The following is a 21,301-nucleotide window of genomic DNA, read 5'->3' on the forward strand; positions in this document are numbered from 1 at the left end:
CTGACCACCAGCGAGCGTCTGCGCACAGCCGTTAGCCAAGTGGCGAAAGTGGTGGAAAACACCGCCGAGCGTTCCGGCCGCCAACAGGAAATGACCGACATGGTTGCCACCGCCGTCCACGAAATGGGCCTGACCGTGCAGGAAATCGCCCAGAACGCCGGCAACGCAGCGCTCGCCTCGCAAACCGCTCGGGATGAAGCGATGCAGGCGCGGGAAGTGGTGGGTGGTTCGATCCGGCATATAGAAAGCATGTCCGACGAAATCGGCGTGGCGGCCGGTGCTGTGGGTGAACTGGCCAATCAAGTGGCGTCCATTGATTCGGTGTTGGCGGTGATTCGTGGGGTTTCTGAACAGACCAACTTATTGGCGCTGAACGCCGCCATCGAAGCGGCGCGTGCCGGCGACATGGGCCGTGGTTTTGCAGTGGTGGCGGACGAAGTGCGTACTTTGGCGCGACGGACTCAGGCGTCTACCGATGAGATTCAGCAGATGATCGGCAGCCTCAAGCAAGGTGCGGAAAACGCCGTATCGTCGATGCGCACCGGTCAGGCGGCAACCGGCACCGGGGTTGAGTCGAGCCAGCGTACCGGCGCGTCGTTGACCGCGATTACCGGGCAGGTCGAGCGCATCAGTGACATGAACCACCAGGTGGCAACGGCGACGGAAGAGCAGTCGGCCGTGACCGAGGAGATCAACCGAAACGTGCAGGGGATTTCCGATCTGGCCCGGGCGACGGCGGGTGAGGTTCGGGCGTGTCGCGAGGATTGTCAGATGTTGCAGCGGTTGGCGGATGATCTGGCGCGGCAGATGGGTGGGTTCAAACTGTCCTGAAAGGTATGTTGTTTGAACTGACGCCTTCGCGAGCAGGCTCGCTCCCACATTGGGTCCGGTGTGTCCACAAACCCTGTGAACAACACAAAACCCTGTGGGAGCGAGCCTGCTCGCGAATGGATTTCAGCCGCTTAATAAAACCCGGATCAGAACCACTCATCCCGCATGTTGAGGCACGTATCATCCCGCGCCTCCAGCAATGCCAGCTCATGGTGGCAACCCGGCACTTCCCACGTCAGGAAATACCGCGCCGCCTGCAACTTGCCCTTATAGAAGTCAGCATCCGCCGCATTTCCTTTGGCCAAGCCTTCCTCGGCGCGAATCGCCTGCTCCAGCCAGCGCCAGCCAATCACCGTGTGCCCGAACACTTTCAGGTACAGCGCCGAATTCGCCAGGCTGCTGTTGACTTTGCCTTGCGCCAGATCGGTGAGCAAACCGAGGGTCACGACTTGCAGGCGTGCCACCAGTTTCTCCAGCGGCTCGCGCAATGCAGTCAGCGATTCGTACGCCGTAGCGCGTTCGGCGGAGTCGGCAATCAGGCGAACCAATTGCTTGAGCCCGGCACCGCCGTTCTGCGCCAGTTTGCGCCCGAGCAAGTCCAGCGACTGAATGCCGTGGGTGCCTTCGTGGATCGGGTTCAAGCGGTTGTCGCGGTAATACTGCTCCACCGGATACTCGCGGGTGTAACCGTGACCGCCGAGGATCTGGATCGCCAGTTCGTTGGCCTTCAGGCAAAACTCCGACGGCCAGGATTTGACGATGGGCGTCAGCAGATCCAGCAGTTCATGGGCCTGCTTACGCTCGGCTTCGCTCTCAAGCGTGGTGGTGTCATCGAACAACCGCGCGGCGTACAGGCCGAGGTCAAACGCCCCTTCGACGTAGGACTTTTGCGTCAGCAGCATGCGTCTGACATCCGCATGCTGAATGATCGCCACCGGCGCGGTGCTCGGGTCCTTGCTGTCCGGTACTCGCCCTTGTGGGCGTTCACGGGCGTACTCCAGTGAATACAGGTAGCCGGCATAACCGAGCATCACCGCACCCATGCCGACACCGATCCGTGCCTCGTTCATCATCTGGAACATGTAGCTCAAACCATGATGCGGCTTGCCCACCAGATAGCCGACACACTTACCGTTATCGCCGAAGTTCAGCGCGGTTGACGTCGTGCCGCGCCAGCCCATCTTGTGGAACAGCCCGGCCAGCAGCACATCGTTGCGCTCGCCGAGGCTGCCGTCATCGTTGACCAGAAACTTCGGCACGATAAACAGCGAAATGCCTTTCACCCCCGGCGGAGCGTCCGGCAGCTTGGCCAGGACCATGTGCACGATGTTTTCCGAGAGCGGGTGGTCGCCGCCGGAAATAAAGATTTTGTTGCCCTTGAGGCGATAAGTGCCGTCGGACGCAGGCTCGGCGCGGGTACGAATATCCGACAGCGATGAGCCGGCGTGCGGCTCGGTCAGGGCCATGGTGCCGAAGAAACGCCCGTCGATCATCGGTTGCAGGAAACGCTGTTTTTGCTCGTCAGTGCCGAAGCTCTCGATCAGGTTGGCCGCACCCATGGTCAGGAACGGGTACGAAGTCGAAGCGGCGTTGGCCGACTGGAAATGCGCGAAGCAGGCTTGCGACAGCAGTGTAGGAAGTTGCATGCCGCCGGCGTCGAAACTTCGCGCGGCGTTGAGGAAGCCAGCCTCAAGGAAGGCATCCACCGCCGGCTTCACCTCGGGAATCAGAATCGCCTTGCCGTCCTCATAGCGCGGCTCGTTCTCGTCACCCTTGCGGTTGTGCGGCGCGAAATACTTCTCGGCGATGCTGCGCGCGGTGCCGATGGCGGCGTCGAAGGTCTCGCGGTTGTGTTCGGCAAAGCGCTCACGCCGGGTCAGGCCCTCGGCATCAAGGACTTCATACAGCTCGAAAGCCAGATTGCGGGAACTGAGCAGCGTCTCGGACATGGCGGCCTACCTGAAATTGGGGTTGGGCCGAGTCTAGGCGTGCGGATAAAGGCTGAACAGGATGATTGATGGGCGTGATACAGAAGCAAAAGATCGCAGCCTTCGGCAGCTCCTACATGGGACGGTGTAGATACCGTCTTGCCCCTCATCGGGCAAGGGCAATTTTCGGGTCAAATGGCTGGCCCGATTTAAGAACGGCGTAGACAAAATGTAGGAGTTTGCGCATCGCTGCACAGATGATTTGCTTGGGGGCCTTGCCGTTGGCCTTCAAGCGGTCCTTCATGGCGATGATTGCCTTGTTGTGCTTCAGTGCAACCAACCCAGGCATGTATAGACCCGCCCGAACGCGAGCCGATCCGATTCTCGAAATCACTGTTCTGCCTTTGAACTTTCCCGAGTCCTGCAGCTTTGGGTTCAACCCGGCGGCAGCGACCAGCTTGCGAGGGTCGTCATATTTACGCAGGTCGCCCAACTCGGCCAGCAGCCGCTCAAGGGTTTTCTGGCCGATACCGTCGATGGTCACGATCAAGTCGCGCATTTGGCGCATGTCTGGATCATCGTCGATGTGTTTTTTGATTGCTTTGTGAGTTTCAACGATCTCTTTCTCGATGTGACGCAGCACAGAGTTGATCGAGTCTTTGACCTTTTCGTCGGACACATCCAGGCGATTGAGCTCCATTTGCTCCATTTCCTGAAGGTCATCCAAGCGACGTACCATCGCCTTTAGCTGACGATATTTCAGCGGCTCTGGAGCCCAAAGCTGAAGCTTTTCAGCCTTTTCCCGAGCAAAGTCAGCGATCAATTTGGCGTCGCTTTTGTCGGTTTTGATCCGGCGCAGCTCGCTGTCAGCGTAAGCGTGGGTCGTAGCCGGATTGACGACGCAGACCCGGTAACCCTTGTTGTAGACGAACTCGGCAAGTTCCAGGTGATAAACGCTGGTGGCTTCCATCACGATCAGAGCTGTAGGCTCGACCTGCTTGTTCAGCCAGGCGTCAAACTCTTTGAAACCTTTTGAGTCGTTAGCCAGTTTGGCCTTGGTTTTGTGCTTGCCGTTTGGCAGGTGAGTGGCAATATCAAAGGTATTTTTAGCGACATCGACGCCGACGAAATTGGACATGACCGTTTCTCCATTAATCCGTTTTCGATCATCACTGCACTCTGTCCAACCTTGCGAATGCGGGCTCTCGCCAGAGACGGGCCCAAGATACCGTTCGAACTATACGAGTGAGTGTGGAGGGCTGGAGCACGATCTACATCACAGGCAAAAAGCCTAAGGAGCTGCACGGCTTCCAAGTCCCTCCCTCGATGATCAGTCGAGAACTATCGCTCCTGACGGAGCGATAGTCGAGATACAAGGAGCTGCCGAAGGCTGCGATCTTTTGATCTTCTGTAGGAGTGATTCCAGGCGACCATTGCGGTCGCCTGGATTTGCAGCGGTTTAACCGATCGTCATCAAGCTCGCATTACCACCCGCCGCAGCGGTGTTAACACTCAACGCCCGCTCGATCACCAGACGCTCCAGGGCAATGTTGGTCTCGCCCTGGGACAAGCCCTGAACGCCAACAATTGCGCCGGCACGCTTGGCGATCTGCTGGCAGACCCCGCGCAACTGGTCGGAATGGCCGTGATGCAGAACCGCATCAAACACCACTTCGTCCTTGTTCCAGTCGGAAGTCAGCTTGATCCGCGCCTGAATGTCCTTCGGCAGGCGTGCGAACAATGCCTTGCTGATGTCGGACTCCGGCCATACCGCCGAACCGCCTACCGCCAATACCGCCGCCAGTTGCGTCAGCAGATCGCCTTCGACGTCCGCCAGGCACAGCACGTGCTCGCGCGGCAGAATCGCATAGCTGTTCTTCTCACCGGTCGGGCCGGCCAGCACACGAGTGATGCCGCTCTGCGATTGTGCGGCGTACTGCACACACAGGGTGCTCAGGTCGGCAAACTTGTTGCTGTCGGCCCAGGCTTTCAGGGCGTTCAGCGGCTTGCTCATGGCGTCGCGCAGGCGAACGTCCGGTGCCACGGCAGCATCACCGCGAGCGAAGGATTGTTCGATAGCGTCGGTAGGACGAGTCGACAGCAAACGGTACAGATACAGCGGACCACCGGCCTTCGGACCCGTACCCGACAGGCCTTCGCCGCCGAACGGCTGCACGCCGACCACGGCACCGACGATGTTGCGGTTGACGTAGACGTTACCGGCGTTGACGTTGTCGATCACCTTGGCGATGGTCTCGTCGATACGGGTATGCACGCCGAGGGTCAGGCCGTAACCGGACGCATTGATCTGGCCGATCAACTGATCGATCTCTTTGCGCTTGTAGCGCACCACGTGCAGCACCGGGCCGAAGATTTCGCGTTGCAGTTCGTCGAAGCTTTCCAGTTCGATCAGGGTCGGCATGACGAAGGTGCCGCGTTTGACTTCTTCGCTGTCGGCAATGGCCACCTGGTACACGTTGCGACCTTTATCGCGCATGCCCTGGATGTGCTTGTCGATGCCAGCCTTGGCTTCGGCGTCGATCACCGGGCCAATGTCCACGGACAGACGCTCAGGGTTGCCGAGACGGCTTTCAGCCATCGCACCTTTGAGCATTTCGATGACGCGATCTGCGGAATCTTCCTGCAAGCACAGCACGCGCAGTGCCGAGCAACGCTGACCGGCGCTGTCGAACGCCGAGGACACCACGTCGATCACGACTTGTTCGGTGAGGGCCGACGAGTCGACGATCATCGCGTTCTGGCCACCGGTTTCGGCGATCAGCGGAATCGGACGGCCCTGGTTGTCGAGGCGACCGGCGATGTTGCGTTGCAGCAAACGAGCGACTTCGGTGGAGCCGGTGAACATCACGCCTTTGACGCGCTCATCACCCACCAGACCGGCGCCGACGGTTTCACCGCGACCCGGCAGCAATTGCAGCACGCCTTCCGGAATCCCGGCTTCGAGCAGCAAACGCACGGCTTGTGCAGCGACCAGCGGAGTCTGTTCAGCCGGTTTGGCCAATACCGGGTTCCCGGCAGCCAGTGCCGCTGCTACTTGACCGCTGAAAATCGCCAGCGGGAAGTTCCACGGGCTGATGCACACCACCGGACCCAGTGGGCGGTGGGCGTCGTTGCTGAAGTCGTTGCGCGCCTGCACTGCGTAATAACGCAGGAAGTCGACGGCTTCGCGGACTTCAGCGATGGCGTTGGCGAAGGTCTTGCCGGCTTCACGGGCCAGCAGGCCCATCAGCGGCTGGATCTCGCCTTCCATCAAATCAGCGGCACGCTCCAGAATCGCGGCGCGTTCGGCCGGCGGGGTGGCCTGCCAAATCGGCGCAGCATTCAGGGCGCATTGAATGGCGTTGTCGACGTCCTCGACAGTGGCTTCTTGAACGTGGCCGACCACATCGCGGTGATCTGCCGGGTTCAGCACCGGTGCCGGGGCTTCAGTGCTGGAAGCGCAACCGAGCATCGGCGCGGCTTTCCAGTTGTTGTGCGCGGTGGCGAGCAACGCGCAAGACAAGGACGCCAGACGATGTTCGTTGGCCATGTCGATACCGCTGGAGTTGGCGCGCTCGGAGCCATACAGGTCACGCGGCAGCGGGATACGCGGGTGCGGCAGGCCGAAACCACCTTCCACGGTCGCCATCTGCTCGATCTGAGCAACCGGATCGGCCACCAGCTCCTGAATCGAAATCGACTGGTCGGCGATGCGGTTGACGAACGAAGTGTTGGCGCCGTTTTCCAGCAGGCGACGAACCAGATAGGCCAGCAGGGTTTCGTGCGTACCGACCGGAGCGTACACGCGGCACGGACGGTTCAGCTTGCCTTCGGAAACTTTGCCTACAACCTGCTCGTAAAGCGGTTCGCCCATGCCGTGCAGGCACTGGAATTCGTACTGGCCCGGGTAATAGTTCTGACCGGCGATGTGGTAAATGGCCGACAGGGTGTGGGCGTTGTGCGTGGCGAACTGCGGGTAGATGACTTCCGGCACCGACAGCAGTTTGCGTGCGCAAGCGATGTAAGAAACGTCGGTGTACACCTTGCGGGTGTAGACCGGATAGCCTTCCAGACCTTCGACCTGGGCGCGCTTGATTTCGCTGTCCCAGTACGCGCCTTTCACTAGGCGGATCATCAGACGATGACGGCTGCGGCGTGCCAGATCGATCACGTAGTCGATCACGTACGGGCAACGCTTCTGGTAAGCCTGAATCACGAAACCGATGCCGTTCCAGCCCGTCAGTTGCGGCTCAAAGCACAGGCGCTCGAGCAGATCCAGCGACAGCTCCAGGCGATCGGCTTCTTCGGCGTCGATGTTCAGGCCGATGTCGTATTGCTTGGCCAGCAGGGTCAGCGACAACAGGCGCGGGTACAGCTCGTCCATCACACGCTCGTACTGCGCACGGCTGTAACGCGGGTGCAGTGCCGACAGCTTGATGGAAATGCCCGGGCCTTCATAAATCCCACGACCGTGGGAGGCTTTGCCGATCGAGTGGATGGCTTGTTCGTACGAGGCGAGGTACTTCTGCGCGTCGTGTTCGGTCAGTGCCGCTTCGCCGAGCATGTCGTAGGAGTAGCGGAAGCCCTTGGCTTCGAACTTGCTCGCGTTGGCCAGTGCTTCAGCGATGGTTTCGCCGGTGACGAACTGCTCGCCCATCAGGCGCATGGCCATGTCGACGCCCTTGCGGATCATCGGCTCGCCGCTCTTGCCGATGATGCGGCTCAGCGACGAGGTCAGGCCAGCTTCATTGTGAGTCGACACCAGTTTGCCGGTCAGTAGCAGACCCCAGGTGGCGGCGTTGACGAACAGCGAAGGGCTGTTGCCCAAATGCGGATGCCAGTTGCCGGTGCTGATCTTGTCGCGGATCAGCGCATCGCGAGTGCCTTTGTCCGGGATACGCAGCAGCGCTTCGGCCAGGCACATCAGCGCCACGCCTTCCTGGGACGACAGGGAGAATTCCTGCAGCAGACCCTGAACAATGCCTGCACGACCGCCGGCACTTTTCTGGTTACGCAGTTTTTCTGCGATAGAGGCGGCGAGTTTGTTGGTGGCTTCGGCCATCGATGCCGGCAGGCGAGCCTGCTCGATCAGCATCGGCACGACTTCCGGCTCAGGGCGACGGTACGCGGCGGTGATCGACGCGCGCAGTACCGACTGCGGCAGGATGCTTTCGGCGAATTCGAGGAAGCACTGGTGAGCGTGATCGGTGTGGACTTCGCCCGCGTCGTCGGCGTCCTTGGCGGACAAGCCGTTCAGCTCGGTCAGGGTTGCACCACCCTCGAGTTTTTCCAGGTAATTGAAAATTGCCTGCTTGATCAGCCAGTGCGGTGTGCGATCAATCGAGGTCGCGGCAGCTTTAAGGCGCTCGCGGGTCGGGTCATCGAGTTTGACCCCAAGGGTGGTGGTAGCCATATTTTTATCCTCATGGTTGCCACAGTTGCGTGGCATCAGCTGGCCGCAAGATTAGCCGTGCGCTGAAAGAGGTGCAACCGGGTGCAACCCTTTTTTTGTCGGAATAATAAGCAGCTCGTCAGGAATTATTTTCTGGTACGAAAGTGCTGCTCTTACTAGGTGCATTTGCTTCTGAGAAACGGGCATGACTGCGCTAAAAGGGAGCAAGAACGACGCTTTCAGGAGGAAATCCGACTAGGTGCAACTTATTCGCTCGAAACTGGTTGCACCTTATTTGATTTGTTGCATAGCATTCGCGCCCAAGGTGCAACCGGGAAATCCGGTGTACCGGCTGGTGGCTTTCCTGGGGAAACATCAGTCCTAAATGCGCGGGATCCGGAATCGTCTGCCAAACATCATCGTTTGTGCGCGATTCACCACCGCTGCTACATAAAAACAAAGCCAGGGCGTAACTCAATGAGCGTAAGCAATCCAACACTGATCACGTTCGTGATCTACATCGCAGCAATGGTGCTGATCGGCCTCATGGCCTATCGCTCCACCAACAACCTTTCTGACTATATTCTTGGCGGCCGTAGCTTGGGCAGCGTCGTCACGGCTTTGTCTGCCGGTGCTTCCGACATGAGCGGCTGGTTGCTGATGGGCCTGCCGGGCGCCATCTACATGTCCGGTCTGTCCGAAAGCTGGATCGCCATCGGCCTCATCGTCGGTGCCTACCTGAACTGGCTGTTTGTCGCCGGCCGTCTGCGTGTGCAGACCGAGCACAACGGTGATGCGCTGACCCTGCCAGATTACTTCGCCAGCCGTTTCGAAGATAAAAGTGGCCTGCTGCGGATCATCTCGGCGATCGTGATTCTGGTGTTCTTCACCATCTACTGCGCTTCCGGCATCGTCGCTGGCGCTCGCTTGTTCGAAAGCACCTTCGGCATGTCCTACGAGACGGCACTGTGGGCCGGTGCTGCAGCGACCATTGCCTACACCTTCGTGGGCGGTTTCCTCGCGGTGAGCTGGACTGACACCGTACAAGCCACCCTGATGATCTTCGCGCTGATCCTGACGCCGATCATCGTCCTGCTGGCTACCGGCGGCGTCGACACCACGTTCCTGGCGATCGAAGCCAACGACCCAAGCAACTTCGACATGCTCAAGGGCACCACCTTCATCGGCATCATCTCGCTGCTGGGCTGGGGTCTGGGCTACTTCGGTCAGCCGCACATCCTTGCGCGTTTCATGGCCGCTGACTCGGTGAAGTCGATTGCCAACGCCCGTCGCATCTCCATGACCTGGATGATCCTGTGCCTGGGCGGCACTGTAGCCGTGGGCTTCTTCGGTATCGCTTACTTCTCGGCACACCCGGAAGTTGCCGGTCCCGTGACCGAGAACCACGAGCGCGTGTTTATCGAGCTGGCCAAACTGCTGTTCAACCCATGGATTGCTGGCGTGCTGCTGTCGGCCATTCTGGCTGCCGTCATGAGCACCCTGAGCTGCCAGTTGCTGGTGTGCTCGAGCGCCCTGACCGAAGACTTCTACAAGACCTTCCTGCGTAAATCCGCTTCGCAGACCGAACTGGTCTGGGTCGGCCGCGCCATGGTGTTGCTGGTTGCACTGATCGCCATCGCAATGGCTGCCAACCCGGATAACCGTGTGCTGGGTCTGGTGTCTTACGCCTGGGCCGGTTTCGGTGCTGCGTTCGGCCCGGTTGTGCTGATCTCGGTAATCTGGAAAGGCATGACCCGCGACGGCGCACTGGCCGGTATCCTGGTCGGCGCGATCACCGTGGTGGCGTGGAAGCACTGGGAAGTGATGGGTCTGTACGAAATCATCCCGGGCTTCATCTTCGCCAGTTTGGCCATCTTCATCGTCAGCAAGATGGGCGAGCCATCCAAAGGCATGGTGCAGCGCTTCGAAGCGGCGGAAAAAGATTTCCACCTGAACAAGTGATGCATTGAGCTTAGGCTCACAAACAAACGGCCCGTCTCCTACAAGGAGGCGGGCCGTTTTTTTGTGCCTGTGATATTTGTCTGACTCACCGCAGATCACCCTGTGGGAGCGAGCCTGCTCGCGAATGCAATTGATCATTCAATAAATTCGGCGACTGACACGCCGCCTTCGCGAGCAGGCTCGCTCCCACAGTTGGGCGATGTTGTTTTTAGGGCTTGTGTCTGTAGTCGGATGCGCCGATTTTCGGAGGACTATTCGACAGTAAAAGTAGGGCAAATCTGATTTTCCCGTCACCCGCACAACACCCCTCGCCCCTCATGCAGAATCGCCCGCCCTCATTCTGCAGAGAGACATCGGATGTTCGCGCCTGCCAATCAACCGCGTTTCACGTTGACCCTCGAAGGCGCCCAGCATGACCTCAAAGTCCTTGAGTTCACGGGCAAGGAAGCCATCAGCCAACCCTTTCGTTTCGAACTGGAACTGGTCAGCGAACGGCCGGACCTGGATCTCGAAAGCCTGCTGCACTGTCAGGCGTTTCTTAGTTTTGATGCCGACGGTTCCGGTGTTCACGGTCAGATTTATCAGGTCGGGCAGGGCGACTCCGGGAAACGTCTGACGCGCTATCACGTCAGCCTTGTCCCGCGTCTGACTTACCTCGGACACCGGATCAATCAGCGGATATTCCAGCACCAAAGCGTGCCGCAGATCGTGGCGCAGATCCTCAAGGATCACGCGATCCTGCGCGACGCCTTCGAATTCCGCCTCGGCAGCGACTACCCGGAGCGTGAATATTGCGTGCAGTACGCCGAGAGCGATCTGGCGTTTATCCAGCGCCTGTGTGCCGAAGTCGGCATTCACTACCACTTTCAGCACAGCCCCGACGGACATCTGCTGGTGTTTGGCGACGATCAAACCGTGTTCCCGCGATTGGCCGAGCCAACGCTTTATCTGCCTGGTAGCGGCATGTCGGCCGGGGCGCCGGCAATCAAGCGCTTCAATGTGCGCGTGGAAACCCGCACCAGCGTGGTCACCCGGCGCGACTACAACTTTGAGAAGCCGCGCCTGCAACTGGAAAGCCGCATCGATGGCGAGCTGCGCCCGGTGCTGGAGGACTACCACTTTCCCGGCCAATTCAATGATCGTGACACCGGCAAACACCTGGCCCAACGAGCGCTTGAAAGGCATGTCGCCGATTACCGTCAGGCCGAGGGCATCAGCGACGAATCCGCGCTGGTTTGCGGACATTTCCTGCAACTGACCGAGCATCCGCGTAACGACTGGAACGATCTCTGGTTACTGACGGCCATCGAACACCGTGGTCGACAGCCGCAAGTGCTGGAAGAGTCGGTGACCAGCGATGGGGAAGCATTCCAGGGTTACCGTAATACCTTTCTCGCGACACCGTGGGACGTGTTCTTCCGGCCAGCCCTGGGGCCGGAAAAGCCGCGCATGCTCGGCTATCAGCCCGCAGTTGTCACCGGGCCGCAGGACAGCGAAATCCACTGCGACGAGTTTGGCCGGGTCAAGGTGCAACTGGCCTGGGATCGCGACGGCGAACTCAACGAGCATTCCAGTTGCTGGCTGCGCGTCGCCACCGGTTGGGCGCATGACCGTTACGGCAGCGTGCTGATTCCGAGGGTCGGCATGGAAGTGCTGGTCGGTTTCATCGATGCCGATGCCGACAAACCGCTGGTCATGGGCTGCTTGCCCAATGCCGCCACCCCGGTGCCGCTGGATCTCCCCGCCGACAAGACCCGCAGTATCTTCCGCAGTCAGAGCAGCCCCGGTGGCGGTGGCTATAACGAACTGCGCATCGAGGACAAAAAGGGCGCCGAGGAAATCTACCTGCGCGCCCAACGCAACTGGACCCAGCATGTGCTGCACGATCAGCAGGTACAGGTCGATAACCAGCGCAGCATCGTCGTCACGGGCATGGCCAAGCATGAATTGAAGGCTGATGAACAACGCATCACCCACGGCCAGCGCCAGACCGAAATCAAACAGAACGATCATCTGACGGTGGCGGGCGATCGGCATATCCGCGTGAGCAACCAGGCGACCAGTGCCAGTGCGCAATTCCACGTCAGCGCCGGCCAGCAAGTGGTGATCGATGGCGGCGCCAGCGCGACAATTCAGGCCGGCGGGCAGTGGATCAACATCGGCCCCGGCGGGATTTTCAGCAGCGTGCCGATTGTTGTGGGTGGCGCGCCGATGGCGGCGATGAATGCCGCGCCGAGTGTGCCGGGGTTGCCGGATACATTGGCGGCAGCGCCGGCGGCGATGCTGACGGCCGCGCAAATCATGAGTTTCAAAGGTGATGCGCCATTCTGCGAAGAATGTGAGCGTTGCAAGGACGGTGTCTGTGCAGCCTGACTTTTCTGAGCCTCGCGCATGGCTGGCGCGCGCCCCGCTGAAACCCTCGGAGCAATTGTTCGCGATCTTCAGCAATGCCAGTGATGACAAGCCGCCGCTGCCGTTGGCGCCGAGCCCGATCTGGGCAGACACGATTTACGCCGAGTGGGACGCGGTGATGCCCTATGTGGGAATTGTCGCGGCGGACAGTGAGTTTCTGGATTGGGTAGCGACTACTGCGTCCCGTGACTGGGGATGGTTGGCGGTGTCTTCGGCGAGTCTGGAAGTGGTGGTCGAGCACTTTCGCAGCCTGACGCAGGTGCTGATGCCGGACGGGAAAGCGGTGTTTTTCCGGTTTTGGGATGGGCGGTTTTTGTTGCCGATTTTGCAGTCCGATGCGGTGGAAGCGGCGCAGCTTTTGCCAGTAATTTCACGCGGACTGATCAATGGTCAGGCCTTGGAAATCGGCGGACGGTCGCCCGTTTCGGGGCGGGTGTTTCCTTGGTGGGCGGTGCCTGATTCGGTGTTGGCTTCGGCGGGGGATGACGTCCGAGTCGGTAACGTTGTGCAGTGGCTGAGCGAGGAGCATCCGGCATTGTTCGAGGCGTTTCCCGAGGCGGTTTTGCGCTGCAAGATCGGGCAGTTTTTTCAGCGTTCAACGTCGGAAGAATCGTCGCAATCGGCGTTGTTGGCGTATTTGCTGGCAGAGTTGGAGTGACATTTCCGGGCGAAGGCCTCGGACGTTTCCTTCGAGTTGCGGCGGTTTTCATGAACTGGTGGGCGATGGGTTGCAGGGATAGTCTTAAAAGGTCACCGCAGATGCGGCGACAGGGTGTAGGAGCCTTGAGACTAGAAGAGTGCATAAACGTCGTTGCCCGGTTTGCGGCAGTCTACTTGCGTCCGTAAGATCATTTGCGGCGGTTATGCGCGGGCACGCTTCGGCGTGGCCGAGTTCTCTGGTCTCGGTTCTCCTACCCCGCGCATGGCTGCCACCCAAACCCGTAGGAGGGAGATGGTGGAAGCCCATTTCACTACCAGAGGTTCAAAAATGAAAACGCTAACACCCGATCCACCCTACGAAAAGATCATCCCCCATCCCGACAATCGCTTCATGGCCCTCACCGGTAATTGCAGCGACATGCCCACCCTGTTCATCGATACCCACGTGCCCCTCGACATCCTCATGGACGCCGCCAACCACCGTCTGCGCGCCGTGATCCAAGTGCTGGAAAACATGTGCATGCGCGGCTCGGTCGAATGCGACTCCGTCATCCTCAGCGATTTCGCCCAGCTCTGCGTGATCCCGTTGCGCGACGGCTGTGATGTACTCGATGTCATCGGCAAGCGGTTGCGCGCGATGCCTTCCTGAGTTTCCAGAAGCAAAATCAAAAGATCGCAGCCTTCGGCAGCGCCTACACGGGATCATCTGTAGGAGCTGCCGAAGGCTGCGATCTTTTGACGTTGAGGCAACGTTGAGCGCGTAATCAGTCTGAGATATACGCATCCTGCGACTTGATAAATGCTTCGAAGGCAGGTGAGTTGTAAATTTCGAGGCAAGAATAAAACACAACATTTTTGCCCGACTGCTTGCTGGTAGAAGAAGCCTTCGCATATGCGTCAGTCATGAATTTTTCGGTTTCCGCATAAGGGTCATGGATGACTTCAAGCGTATCTTCATTCTGCGATATTGCGTGTTGCCCTTTCCCCATGGCGGAGTAAGCGCCGATAGCAAGTCCGATATCCGACTTAATATCGGACTGATTTTTGAATTGACTTGAAATACAGTTGGCGAGTCCGTAATTCTTCAATGAAGTCCTCGCACTGTTCACGTCAACTTCGCTCGCTAGGGCATTGCCAGAAAGGCCCAAAACGCTCAATGCGATGATTAGTTGGAATTTCATCCCTTTAACTCCCAAAAGTTGATCTTTTCCAGCTTTACGCCTGGCCGGTCGTAAGTGTGGCTATCCGGACGATGGTAGTCGCTGTTGTCTCCGGTGGTGCTGCCATTCCATAAAGTCGCATGACCCGTAGCATCGAGCCATCCCGTGATCTCCATGATAATCACGCCTTTCTTGCCATTGATGAAATCTGCCTCACTCATTTTTAGCTCGCGATCCGGAGCGCCCCAGTTGTGTTTCAGGAACGTCAGAAAATCTGCGACTTTCATGATGTAGGGGAGTTGGTCTGCACCGGCCAGACGATAAATGGACTTGCTCGGAATGATCGTTCCTTTCGGAATTTTGTATCCACCATAATTAAATCCCCTGCTTATCCTCAGTGCGCAAGCGTTCGCGTAAGCGTCAGGCTTTTCTGCTCGGGCTGCCTCAACGTTACCCCCAACAAGCGCATAAACATCAATTGAGCTTTTCAGGCCAACTTCCGCGTAAGCAGTCCACAGAGTGCTGAATTTTGGACGCTTTACGACGATGTTAGTGGTTACGCCACCTGAGCTGATATTGAGCTGAGCCATTAGACTTCACCTTCCATGTCGAAGACTTCACCTTGAAAAGCGTTTGGAATAATCGCTATACCTTTAGCCCCCACGAGGCCGGACAGAGTTTTTTCTGCTGCACCCGTGATCGTCACACTAACGATCTCGCCGGGTGCGTAACCCGAAGTTTTTACATGAATATTCAGGTCGGTGTAGAAGCGAGAAACCGAGTCGACCGGAATCTGGCTCTCCCCATATGAAAACGTAATACGTTGAATACTCTTTGGTTTGGGGATCAAAGGGATGATGGCTGAGAAGCTCGCAGCGCTGTGTTCGCCGCCGCCAAAAACGGATGATTGACCAGAGAGAACAGTGTTGGATTTCGGTGGACAACCACACGCTACATAATCGCCCTCTAGCGCAACCGGCCCTGCAGGTAGAGTGACTGTTCTTGGTCCGACAGCGACGATGGGGCCTTTGCCAGGAGGGCATACAGGGCAACTGGCTATGTGTCCGATGGACGAAGTGCTCACGGCGTAATCAATGTTAATTCCGACGTTTCCTTCCAGTACCGAGCCTCCTGTTGAAGTTGGAGCACCGATTCCGATCACCTTTCTACCCATGTAAATTTCCCTCTTTACAGGTTTTAAGTGAGACGGATCTTCGCATTCCCTCTGCGATTGGAACGACGTGAATTCAGTAGGAAGATGTTTCTTTATGTTGCTTTTGTCGCGATGAGGAGTGGACGGTCGCTGCCAACCACCGCATCCGCACCGTCGTCCAAGTGCTGGAAAACCTGTGCATGCGCGGCTCGATCGAGTGCGACTCGATGATCCTCAGCGACTTCGCCCAGCTCTGCGTGATTCCGTTACGTGATGGGTGCGATGTACTCGATGTCATCGGCAAGCGGTTGCGCGCGATGCCTTCCTGAGTTTCCAGGAGCAAGATCAAAAGATCGCAGCCTTCGGCAGCGCCTACACGGGATCATCTGTAGGAGCTGCCGAAGGCTGCGATCTTTTGACGTTGAAGGGCATAGTCACGGCGCTGTTTGAGGCTGCGAAGCCAACCTTATTGAAGCGGTAAACAGAGTTTTTTATCAGGGTTACTTTGTTCTTATATCTTTTTTACATCTCCCAGAAGTTTGCCAGCAGGACCGTCGGTAATGGTAAAGCTGACCTTGTCGCCGACTTTCAGGCTGGGATCGTACGGAGTGATTACGCTCAGGTCTCCACTGTTGTCATCGGGTTTCACCGTGACTGAGTACGTTGGGTACGTCCCGCTTGCACCTCTGGTGCTGGCGCCAGTCACGGTGCCATTGCCCGATGTAGTTACAATACTTTTTGCCATTTCCAATCTCCTTCCAGTCGTAGTCTAGAATTACGGCGATCGATTGATTTTCGAGTCGTTCAGACTATGAATCAGTAGTTACCGATAACGCGACTGTCAGATCTGACAGGTAGTTGCGTAAAATACTACCGTCTATCGAAATTCGACCGTTGTGCAGCTCCGTAAAGGTTCCTCATCTCCGATTTCCTCATATGGCCTTCAACTATCCCCCCACTTCGCGCCGTGCTCCAGATGCTGGAAAATCTGTGCATGCGCGGCTCGATCGAATGCGACTCGATGATCCTCAGCGACTTCGCCCAGCTCTGCGTGATCCCGTTACGTGATGGGTTTGACTTCCTGTCGGCTATTACCTGTCAGTTAAGCGAGATAAATGACCTGTGGCGAGGGGATTTATCCCCGATGGGCAGCGAAGCGGCCCTATGACCTGTCATCGCGATGCGCCAGACACACCACGTCGGCAGAATTGGGGCCGCTGCGCAGCCCATCGGGGATAAATCCCCTCGCCACGGGTATTGGGCCAGATTCTTGACGTGTCAGAGGCCGCTCGGCCGCCAACCCCTGACTTGCCGCCCGGTAAAAGGTAAACTTCGCGGCCTTCGCAGGAGCAATCATGAATTATCGTCACGCCTTCCATGCCGGCAATCACGCCGATGTGTTCAAACACCTGACCTTGACCCGCCTCATCGCCCTGATGTCGCGCAAGGAGCAGCCGTTTGCCTATCTCGACAGCCACGCCGGCATCGGTCTGTATGACTTGCAGGGCGATCAGGCCAACCGTACCGGCGAGTACCTGGAAGGCATCGCGCGCTTGTGGGATCAGCCGGACCTGCCGGCGCTGACCGCCGACTACATGAAAGTGCTGCACGAGATGAACCCGGATGGCCAGTTGCGCTATTACCCGGGCTCGCCGGAGCTGGCGCGGCGCCTGACGCGCCCACAAGATCGGGTGATGCTCAATGAGAAGCACCCGGAAGACGGCGTGCTGCTCAAGGACAACATGGCTGGCGATCGTCGGGTGAAGGTTCATCTGGGCGAGGGCTGGCATGTGGCGCGGGCGATGCTGCCGGTGCAGGAGAAGCGTGCGGTGATGTTGATTGACCCGCCGTTCGAACAGCTCGATGAGATGCAGCGGTGTGCGGCGTCGATGAAAGAGGCCATTGGCCGGATGCGTCAAACCGTGGCGGCGATCTGGTATCCGGTGAAGGATCAGCGCGCGCTGCGTCGTTTCTATCAAGATCTGGCCGGCACCGGTGCGCCGAAGTTGTTGCGCGTGGAGTTGCTGGTGCATCCGCTGGATACGCCGAACAGCTTGAACGGTTCGGGGATGGCGATTGCCAATCCGCCGTGGGGGCTGGAGGAAGAATTGCGTGAGCTGCTGCCGTGGTTGTCCAAGAAGCTTGGGCAGACTCAGGGTGGGTGGCAGATGGATTGGTTGATTGCCGAGAGTTGATCACTGAGTGATCGTTCCCACGCTCCGCGTGGGAACGATCAGCAAAGGGGTTTAATTACCCGCCAGGCTCGGTGGCATGCAAACGCCGGTGCCGCCGATCCCGCAGTAGCCTTCAGGGTTTTTCGCCAGGTATTGCTGGTGATACGCCTCGGCGAAGTACACGGTTGGCGCCTGTTCGATCTCGGTGCTGATTTCACCCAGGCCCGCCTTCGACAGTTCAGCCTGATAGGTCGCCTTGCTCTTCAGCGCTGCGTCCAGATGTTCCGGGCTGGTCGCATAGATCACCGAGCGGTACTGCGTGCCGATATCGTTGCCCTGCCGCATGCCCTGCGTCGGGTTGTGCAGTTCCCAGAACATCGCCAGCAGCTCTTCGTAGCTGACCTTGTCCTTGTCATACACCACCAGCACCACTTCGGCGTGACCGGTCAGGCCCGAGCAGACTTCTTCGTAAGTCGGGTTCGGTGTGAAGCCGCCGGCGTAACCGACCACGGTGCTGACCACGCCTTCACGTTGCCAGAAGCGACGTTCGGCGCCCCAGAAGCAACCCAGACCGAAAATCGCAAAATCGACGTCCTGGAAAAACGGGCCAAGCAGCGGTGTTTCTTCGAAGACGAAGTGCTTTTCAGGCAGGGTCATCGCGGTTTCGCGGCCGGGCAGAGCTTGTTCTTTAGTCGGGAGCACGTTTTTGTTCACCAGAATTTCCGAGCGCAGAACCATGATCGTTCCTCTCAGTCAGGATGGGATGTAAAAAGTCAGACCGCCAGTGTGCCCAATGATGCCCAGTTAATCACTAGTCAAAATGTGCGGGTTTCTCACGGGGGAGGGGTTACAGGCAGAGCGGGCCGCGCGGATAGCGCTTGAGTGCCTGGATCAGTTCGGCACCCGGGATCGGCCGGTCGAACAGGTAGCCCTGGCCGACGTCGCAGCGGTGGCGACGCAGGAATGCCAGTTGCTCGGCGGTCTCGATGCCTTCTGCCACAACTTTGAGTTTCAGGTTGTGGGCCATGGCGATCACGGCGGAGGTGATTTCCATGTCGTCCTGGTTGTCGGGGATTTCGTGGATGAAGCTGCGATCGATCTTGATGATGTCGATCGGGAATTTCTTCAGGTAGCTGAGCGACGAGTAACCGGTGCCGAAGTCGTCCATGGCCAGGGTCAGGCCCAGACGCTTGAGCTGGTCGAGTTGCAAGTGCGTGTCTTCGGTGGCTTCCAGCAGCAGGCCTTCGGTCAGCTCAAGCTCCAGCAGATTGGCCGGCAGCGCTTCTTCCTTGAGGATGTTGGCGATGGAGGCGACCAGATCCGGGTCGGAAAACTGTTTCGGCGACAGGTTGATCGCCACTTGCAGGTTGCCCAGGCCGGCGGCGGTCAACGCTTTGCTCATGCGGCAGGCCTGGCGGGCTATCCACTTGCCGATCGGGATGATCAGGCCGGTCTCTTCAGCAACGCTGATGAACTGATCCGGGCGGATCATGCCGCGTTCCGGGTGGTTCCAGCGCAGCAGCGCTTCCATGCCCAGCAGGCGACCGCTGCGCAGGCACAGCTTGGGCTGGTAGAACACGTCCAGTTCGTTCTGGGTCAGGGCGCGGCGCAGGTTGTTCTCGACGAACAGTTTGTAACTGGCCTCGGCGTTCAGCGCCTCGGTGAAGACTTGCACCTGATGTTTGCCGTTGGCTTTGGCCTTGTGCAGCGCCAAACCGGCGTTACGCATCAGGGTCTGCGGATCGCGACCGTGCAGCGGCGCACAGGCCAGGCCTACGGAGCCGGTGACGCTGATCAACTGGTTGTCGACGAACATCGGCTTGTCGAGGGTCATCAGCAATTGGCTGGCGATCTGCTGGCCGGCTTCAAGGTCGGTGTTGTCGAGCAACACGGCGAATTCGTTACTGGCAAAGCGGGCGAGGCTGCCGCTCGGGCTCAGGCTGTTGCGCAAGCGCCGGGCGAGGCTGATCAGCAGTTTGTCGCCAGTCTGGTGGCCGAGACTGTCGTTGATCCGCTTGAAATTGTCGATGTCGACCAGCAACAGGCTGATCGGCGTATCGCTATCCCGGGCAAAGCGTTCGTCCAGATTGCGGATAAACGCCGGGCGGTTGCCGAGGTTGGTCAGGTTGTCGGTGTAGGCCAGGCGCTCGATGCGCTGCTGCGCCAGTTTGGTCTGGGTGATGTCTTCGTAGATGCCGATGTAGTGGGTCAGTTCGCGGTTGTCGCCGTAAACCTTGGAGATCGATAACTGGCCCCAGTACGGTTCGAGGTTCTTGCGGCGGCTCTTGAATTCGCCCTGCCAACTGTTGCTCTTGGCCAGCGCCGAGGGCGCGTCGAACAGCAGTTCGCTGAGGTTTTCCAGGGCCGGCAGTTCCGACAGGCGCTGGCCGTGGACTTCTTCGGTGGTGTACTGGGTAATCGCGGTGAAGCTTGGGTTGACGTATTCGACCACGCCATCGCAGTTGACCAGCAAAAAGGCGTTGGCGCTTTGCTCGACCGCCCGCTGGAACAGGTGCAGGGCGCTGGTGGCGGTGCGGCGATTGTGGTTGTTGATGACCTGGGCGAACTGGTCGGCCAGTTCACCGGCAAAGGCGATTTCATCGGACTGCCAGGCGCGGGTCACACCGGTCTGTTCCAGGCACAACACGCCGACCACTTGGCCATCGACGCGAATACTGGCGTCGAGCATGGCATTGACGTCGCGCGGGCGCAGGGCTTCGGCCATCTCCCGGGTGCGCGGGTCACGCATCGCGTTGTGCGCGTCGATGGCGCGGCTGCTGTGCAGGGCTTCCATGTAATCGGGGAAGCTGCTGATGTCGATCACGTCCGGCAGGATGTATTCCTGAGTGGCGCGGTGGTAAGCCGAGATTGGCAGCAGTTGCTGACCTTCAAGGTTCCACAGGCTGGCGCAGTCGATTTCGTAGATATCGCAGGCGCAGCGGGTGATCAGTTCGGCGGCTTCTTGCAACGAGTTTTGGGTGCTGTAGCGCTGGCGGGCGAGCAGCAGAATCAGATCTTGCTGGGCGCGCACGCGCTCGAGGTGCTGCAGTTGTTCCTGCTGGGCGCGCTGGTTCAGTTCAAGGGCGATTTGCAGGCGGGAGTTCTGGGTTTCGAGGTCGACGGAGGGCAGCAGCGGCGCTTCGTCGAATACGTCATCGACCGCCAGCAGATAACCACGCAGCAGATGACGATTGTGCTGTTTATAGGCTTCGCCCAGTTCAAGGATGCTCAGCGCACCCGCAGCGGTGTGCAGGGTGTAGCGCACCAGGTAATGCGGACTTTTGGCGAGTTGCTGCTGGATCGCATCATGCTGCTGATAGCGTGCTTCCGGCTCCATCAGGCTGGCATAAGGTGAGCCGACCAGCGCACACAGCTCAACGGCGGGTTGGCCGAACTGGCGTTCGCAATTGGGATCAAGAAACAGCATTGCCCAACTGGCTTCATTCAAGCGCTCGAAACGCAGCATGCCGAGCCGCGAGGGCACAGGCAACTGCGTCACTACCTCGGCCACCATACGGCTGGCGGCATCGGGCTGGCTCTTCATGAAGGGAACTCGCTTGGAAATATGCTGAACGCGCCGGGCTCTCGCCCTCTTTACTGTTGCCTGCGGCAAGGTTGCATCATTGCGG

15 protein-coding genes and 2 pseudogenes are annotated in these 21,301 nt (G+C 58.7%); 8 read left to right on the top strand and 9 right to left on the bottom strand.

The genetic code is table 11. The features are described 5' to 3' along the window. The first annotated feature begins 99 nt into the window (after positions 1–99). Positions 100–831: a methyl-accepting chemotaxis protein gene (locus tag ACA074_RS02280; protein WP_404943128.1), complete on the top strand. Its 732-nt coding sequence runs from the start codon at positions 100–102 to the stop codon at positions 829–831. A 146-nt stretch (positions 832–977) separates the two neighbouring features. Here ACA074_RS02280 and ACA074_RS02285 read toward each other — a convergent pair whose 3' ends face one another. The 3 genes from ACA074_RS02285 to putA form a co-directional block, all read right to left on the bottom strand. Next, complete coding sequence (locus ACA074_RS02285) at positions 978–2,780, bottom strand: acyl-CoA dehydrogenase (protein ID WP_497678361.1); 1,803 nt, start codon at positions 2,778–2,780, stop codon at positions 978–980. A 145-nt stretch (positions 2,781–2,925) separates the two neighbouring features. Continuing rightward, a complete protein-coding gene (locus ACA074_RS02290; RefSeq protein WP_497657519.1) occupies positions 2,926–3,897 on the bottom strand; it encodes an IS110 family RNA-guided transposase in 972 nt (323 codons plus the stop codon). A 321-nt stretch (positions 3,898–4,218) separates the two neighbouring features. After that, positions 4,219–8,172, bottom strand: coding sequence for a trifunctional transcriptional regulator/proline dehydrogenase/L-glutamate gamma-semialdehyde dehydrogenase (putA, locus tag ACA074_RS02295; RefSeq protein WP_497678362.1), 3,954 nt, complete (start codon positions 8,170–8,172; stop codon positions 4,219–4,221). A gap of 456 nt (positions 8,173–8,628) precedes the next feature. Here putA and putP point away from each other — a divergent pair, with 456 nt between their 5' ends. The 4 genes from putP (at position 8,629) to ACA074_RS02315 (ending at position 13,834) form a co-directional block, all read left to right on the top strand. Further along, positions 8,629–10,113, top strand: a complete 1,485-nt coding sequence (gene putP, locus ACA074_RS02300; protein WP_187679643.1) for a sodium/proline symporter PutP — start codon at positions 8,629–8,631, stop codon at positions 10,111–10,113. Positions 10,114–10,470: 357 nt separating this feature from the next. Next, positions 10,471–12,486, top strand: a complete 2,016-nt coding sequence (locus ACA074_RS02305; RefSeq protein ID WP_497678363.1) for a type VI secretion system Vgr family protein — start codon at positions 10,471–10,473, stop codon at positions 12,484–12,486. Beyond that, complete coding sequence (locus tag ACA074_RS02310; protein WP_497678364.1) at positions 12,476–13,183, top strand: DUF4123 domain-containing protein; 708 nt, start codon at positions 12,476–12,478, stop codon at positions 13,181–13,183. The genes ACA074_RS02305 and ACA074_RS02310 overlap by 11 nt, the downstream gene beginning before the upstream one ends. A gap of 330 nt (positions 13,184–13,513) precedes the next feature. Then, on the top strand, positions 13,514–13,834 hold the full coding sequence (locus tag ACA074_RS02315) for a hypothetical protein (RefSeq protein ID WP_401269158.1): 321 nt from the start codon (positions 13,514–13,516) through the stop codon (positions 13,832–13,834). A 115-nt stretch (positions 13,835–13,949) separates the two neighbouring features. Here ACA074_RS02315 and ACA074_RS02320 read toward each other — a convergent pair whose 3' ends face one another. The 3 genes from ACA074_RS02320 to ACA074_RS02330 are packed head-to-tail and all read right to left on the bottom strand — an operon-like array spanning position 13,950 to position 15,519. Beyond that, entirely contained in the window at positions 13,950–14,366 is a 417-nt protein-coding gene (locus ACA074_RS02320; RefSeq protein WP_095138064.1) for a T6SS amidase immunity protein Tai4 family protein, read from the bottom strand. After that, positions 14,363–14,935 carry a type VI secretion system amidase effector protein Tae4 gene (locus ACA074_RS02325; protein WP_497678365.1) on the bottom strand — a complete coding sequence of 191 codons (573 nt, stop codon included), beginning with the start codon at positions 14,933–14,935 and terminating at the stop codon, positions 14,363–14,365. Before ACA074_RS02325 ends, ACA074_RS02320 begins: the two co-directional genes overlap by 4 nt. Further along, positions 14,935–15,519, bottom strand: coding sequence for a PAAR domain-containing protein (locus tag ACA074_RS02330; RefSeq protein ID WP_497678366.1), 585 nt, complete (start codon positions 15,517–15,519; stop codon positions 14,935–14,937). The genes ACA074_RS02325 and ACA074_RS02330 overlap by 1 nt, the downstream gene beginning before the upstream one ends. A gap of 128 nt (positions 15,520–15,647) precedes the next feature. Here ACA074_RS02330 and ACA074_RS02335 point away from each other — a divergent pair. Beyond that, a pseudogene (locus ACA074_RS02335) lies at positions 15,648–15,827 on the top strand (hypothetical protein); the annotation flags it as partial. 182 nt (positions 15,828–16,009) lie between these two features. Here the strand turns inward: ACA074_RS02335 and ACA074_RS02340 are convergent. Continuing rightward, positions 16,010–16,243 (bottom strand): hypothetical protein, encoded by a 234-nt coding sequence (locus ACA074_RS02340; RefSeq protein ID WP_497678367.1) that lies wholly within the window; start codon positions 16,241–16,243, stop codon positions 16,010–16,012. Positions 16,244–16,456: 213 nt separating this feature from the next. Here ACA074_RS02340 and ACA074_RS02345 point away from each other — a divergent pair. Continuing rightward, positions 16,457–16,666: pseudogene (locus ACA074_RS02345) on the top strand (hypothetical protein); the annotation flags it as partial. Between the two features lie 187 nt (positions 16,667–16,853). Continuing rightward, complete coding sequence (locus tag ACA074_RS02350) at positions 16,854–17,693, top strand: 23S rRNA (adenine(2030)-N(6))-methyltransferase RlmJ (protein WP_150593982.1); 840 nt, start codon at positions 16,854–16,856, stop codon at positions 17,691–17,693. Between the two features lie 51 nt (positions 17,694–17,744). Here the strand turns inward: ACA074_RS02350 and msrA are convergent, their stop codons facing one another. Next, a complete protein-coding gene (gene msrA / locus ACA074_RS02355; protein WP_095187387.1) occupies positions 17,745–18,410 on the bottom strand; it encodes a peptide-methionine (S)-S-oxide reductase MsrA in 666 nt (221 codons plus the stop codon). Positions 18,411–18,519: 109 nt separating this feature from the next. Further along, positions 18,520–21,216, bottom strand: a complete 2,697-nt coding sequence (locus ACA074_RS02360; protein ID WP_187677942.1) for a sensor domain-containing phosphodiesterase — start codon at positions 21,214–21,216, stop codon at positions 18,520–18,522. Between the last annotated feature and the right edge of the window lie 85 nt (positions 21,217–21,301).

This window comes from Pseudomonas sp. LBUM1655 (genome assembly GCF_059716085.1).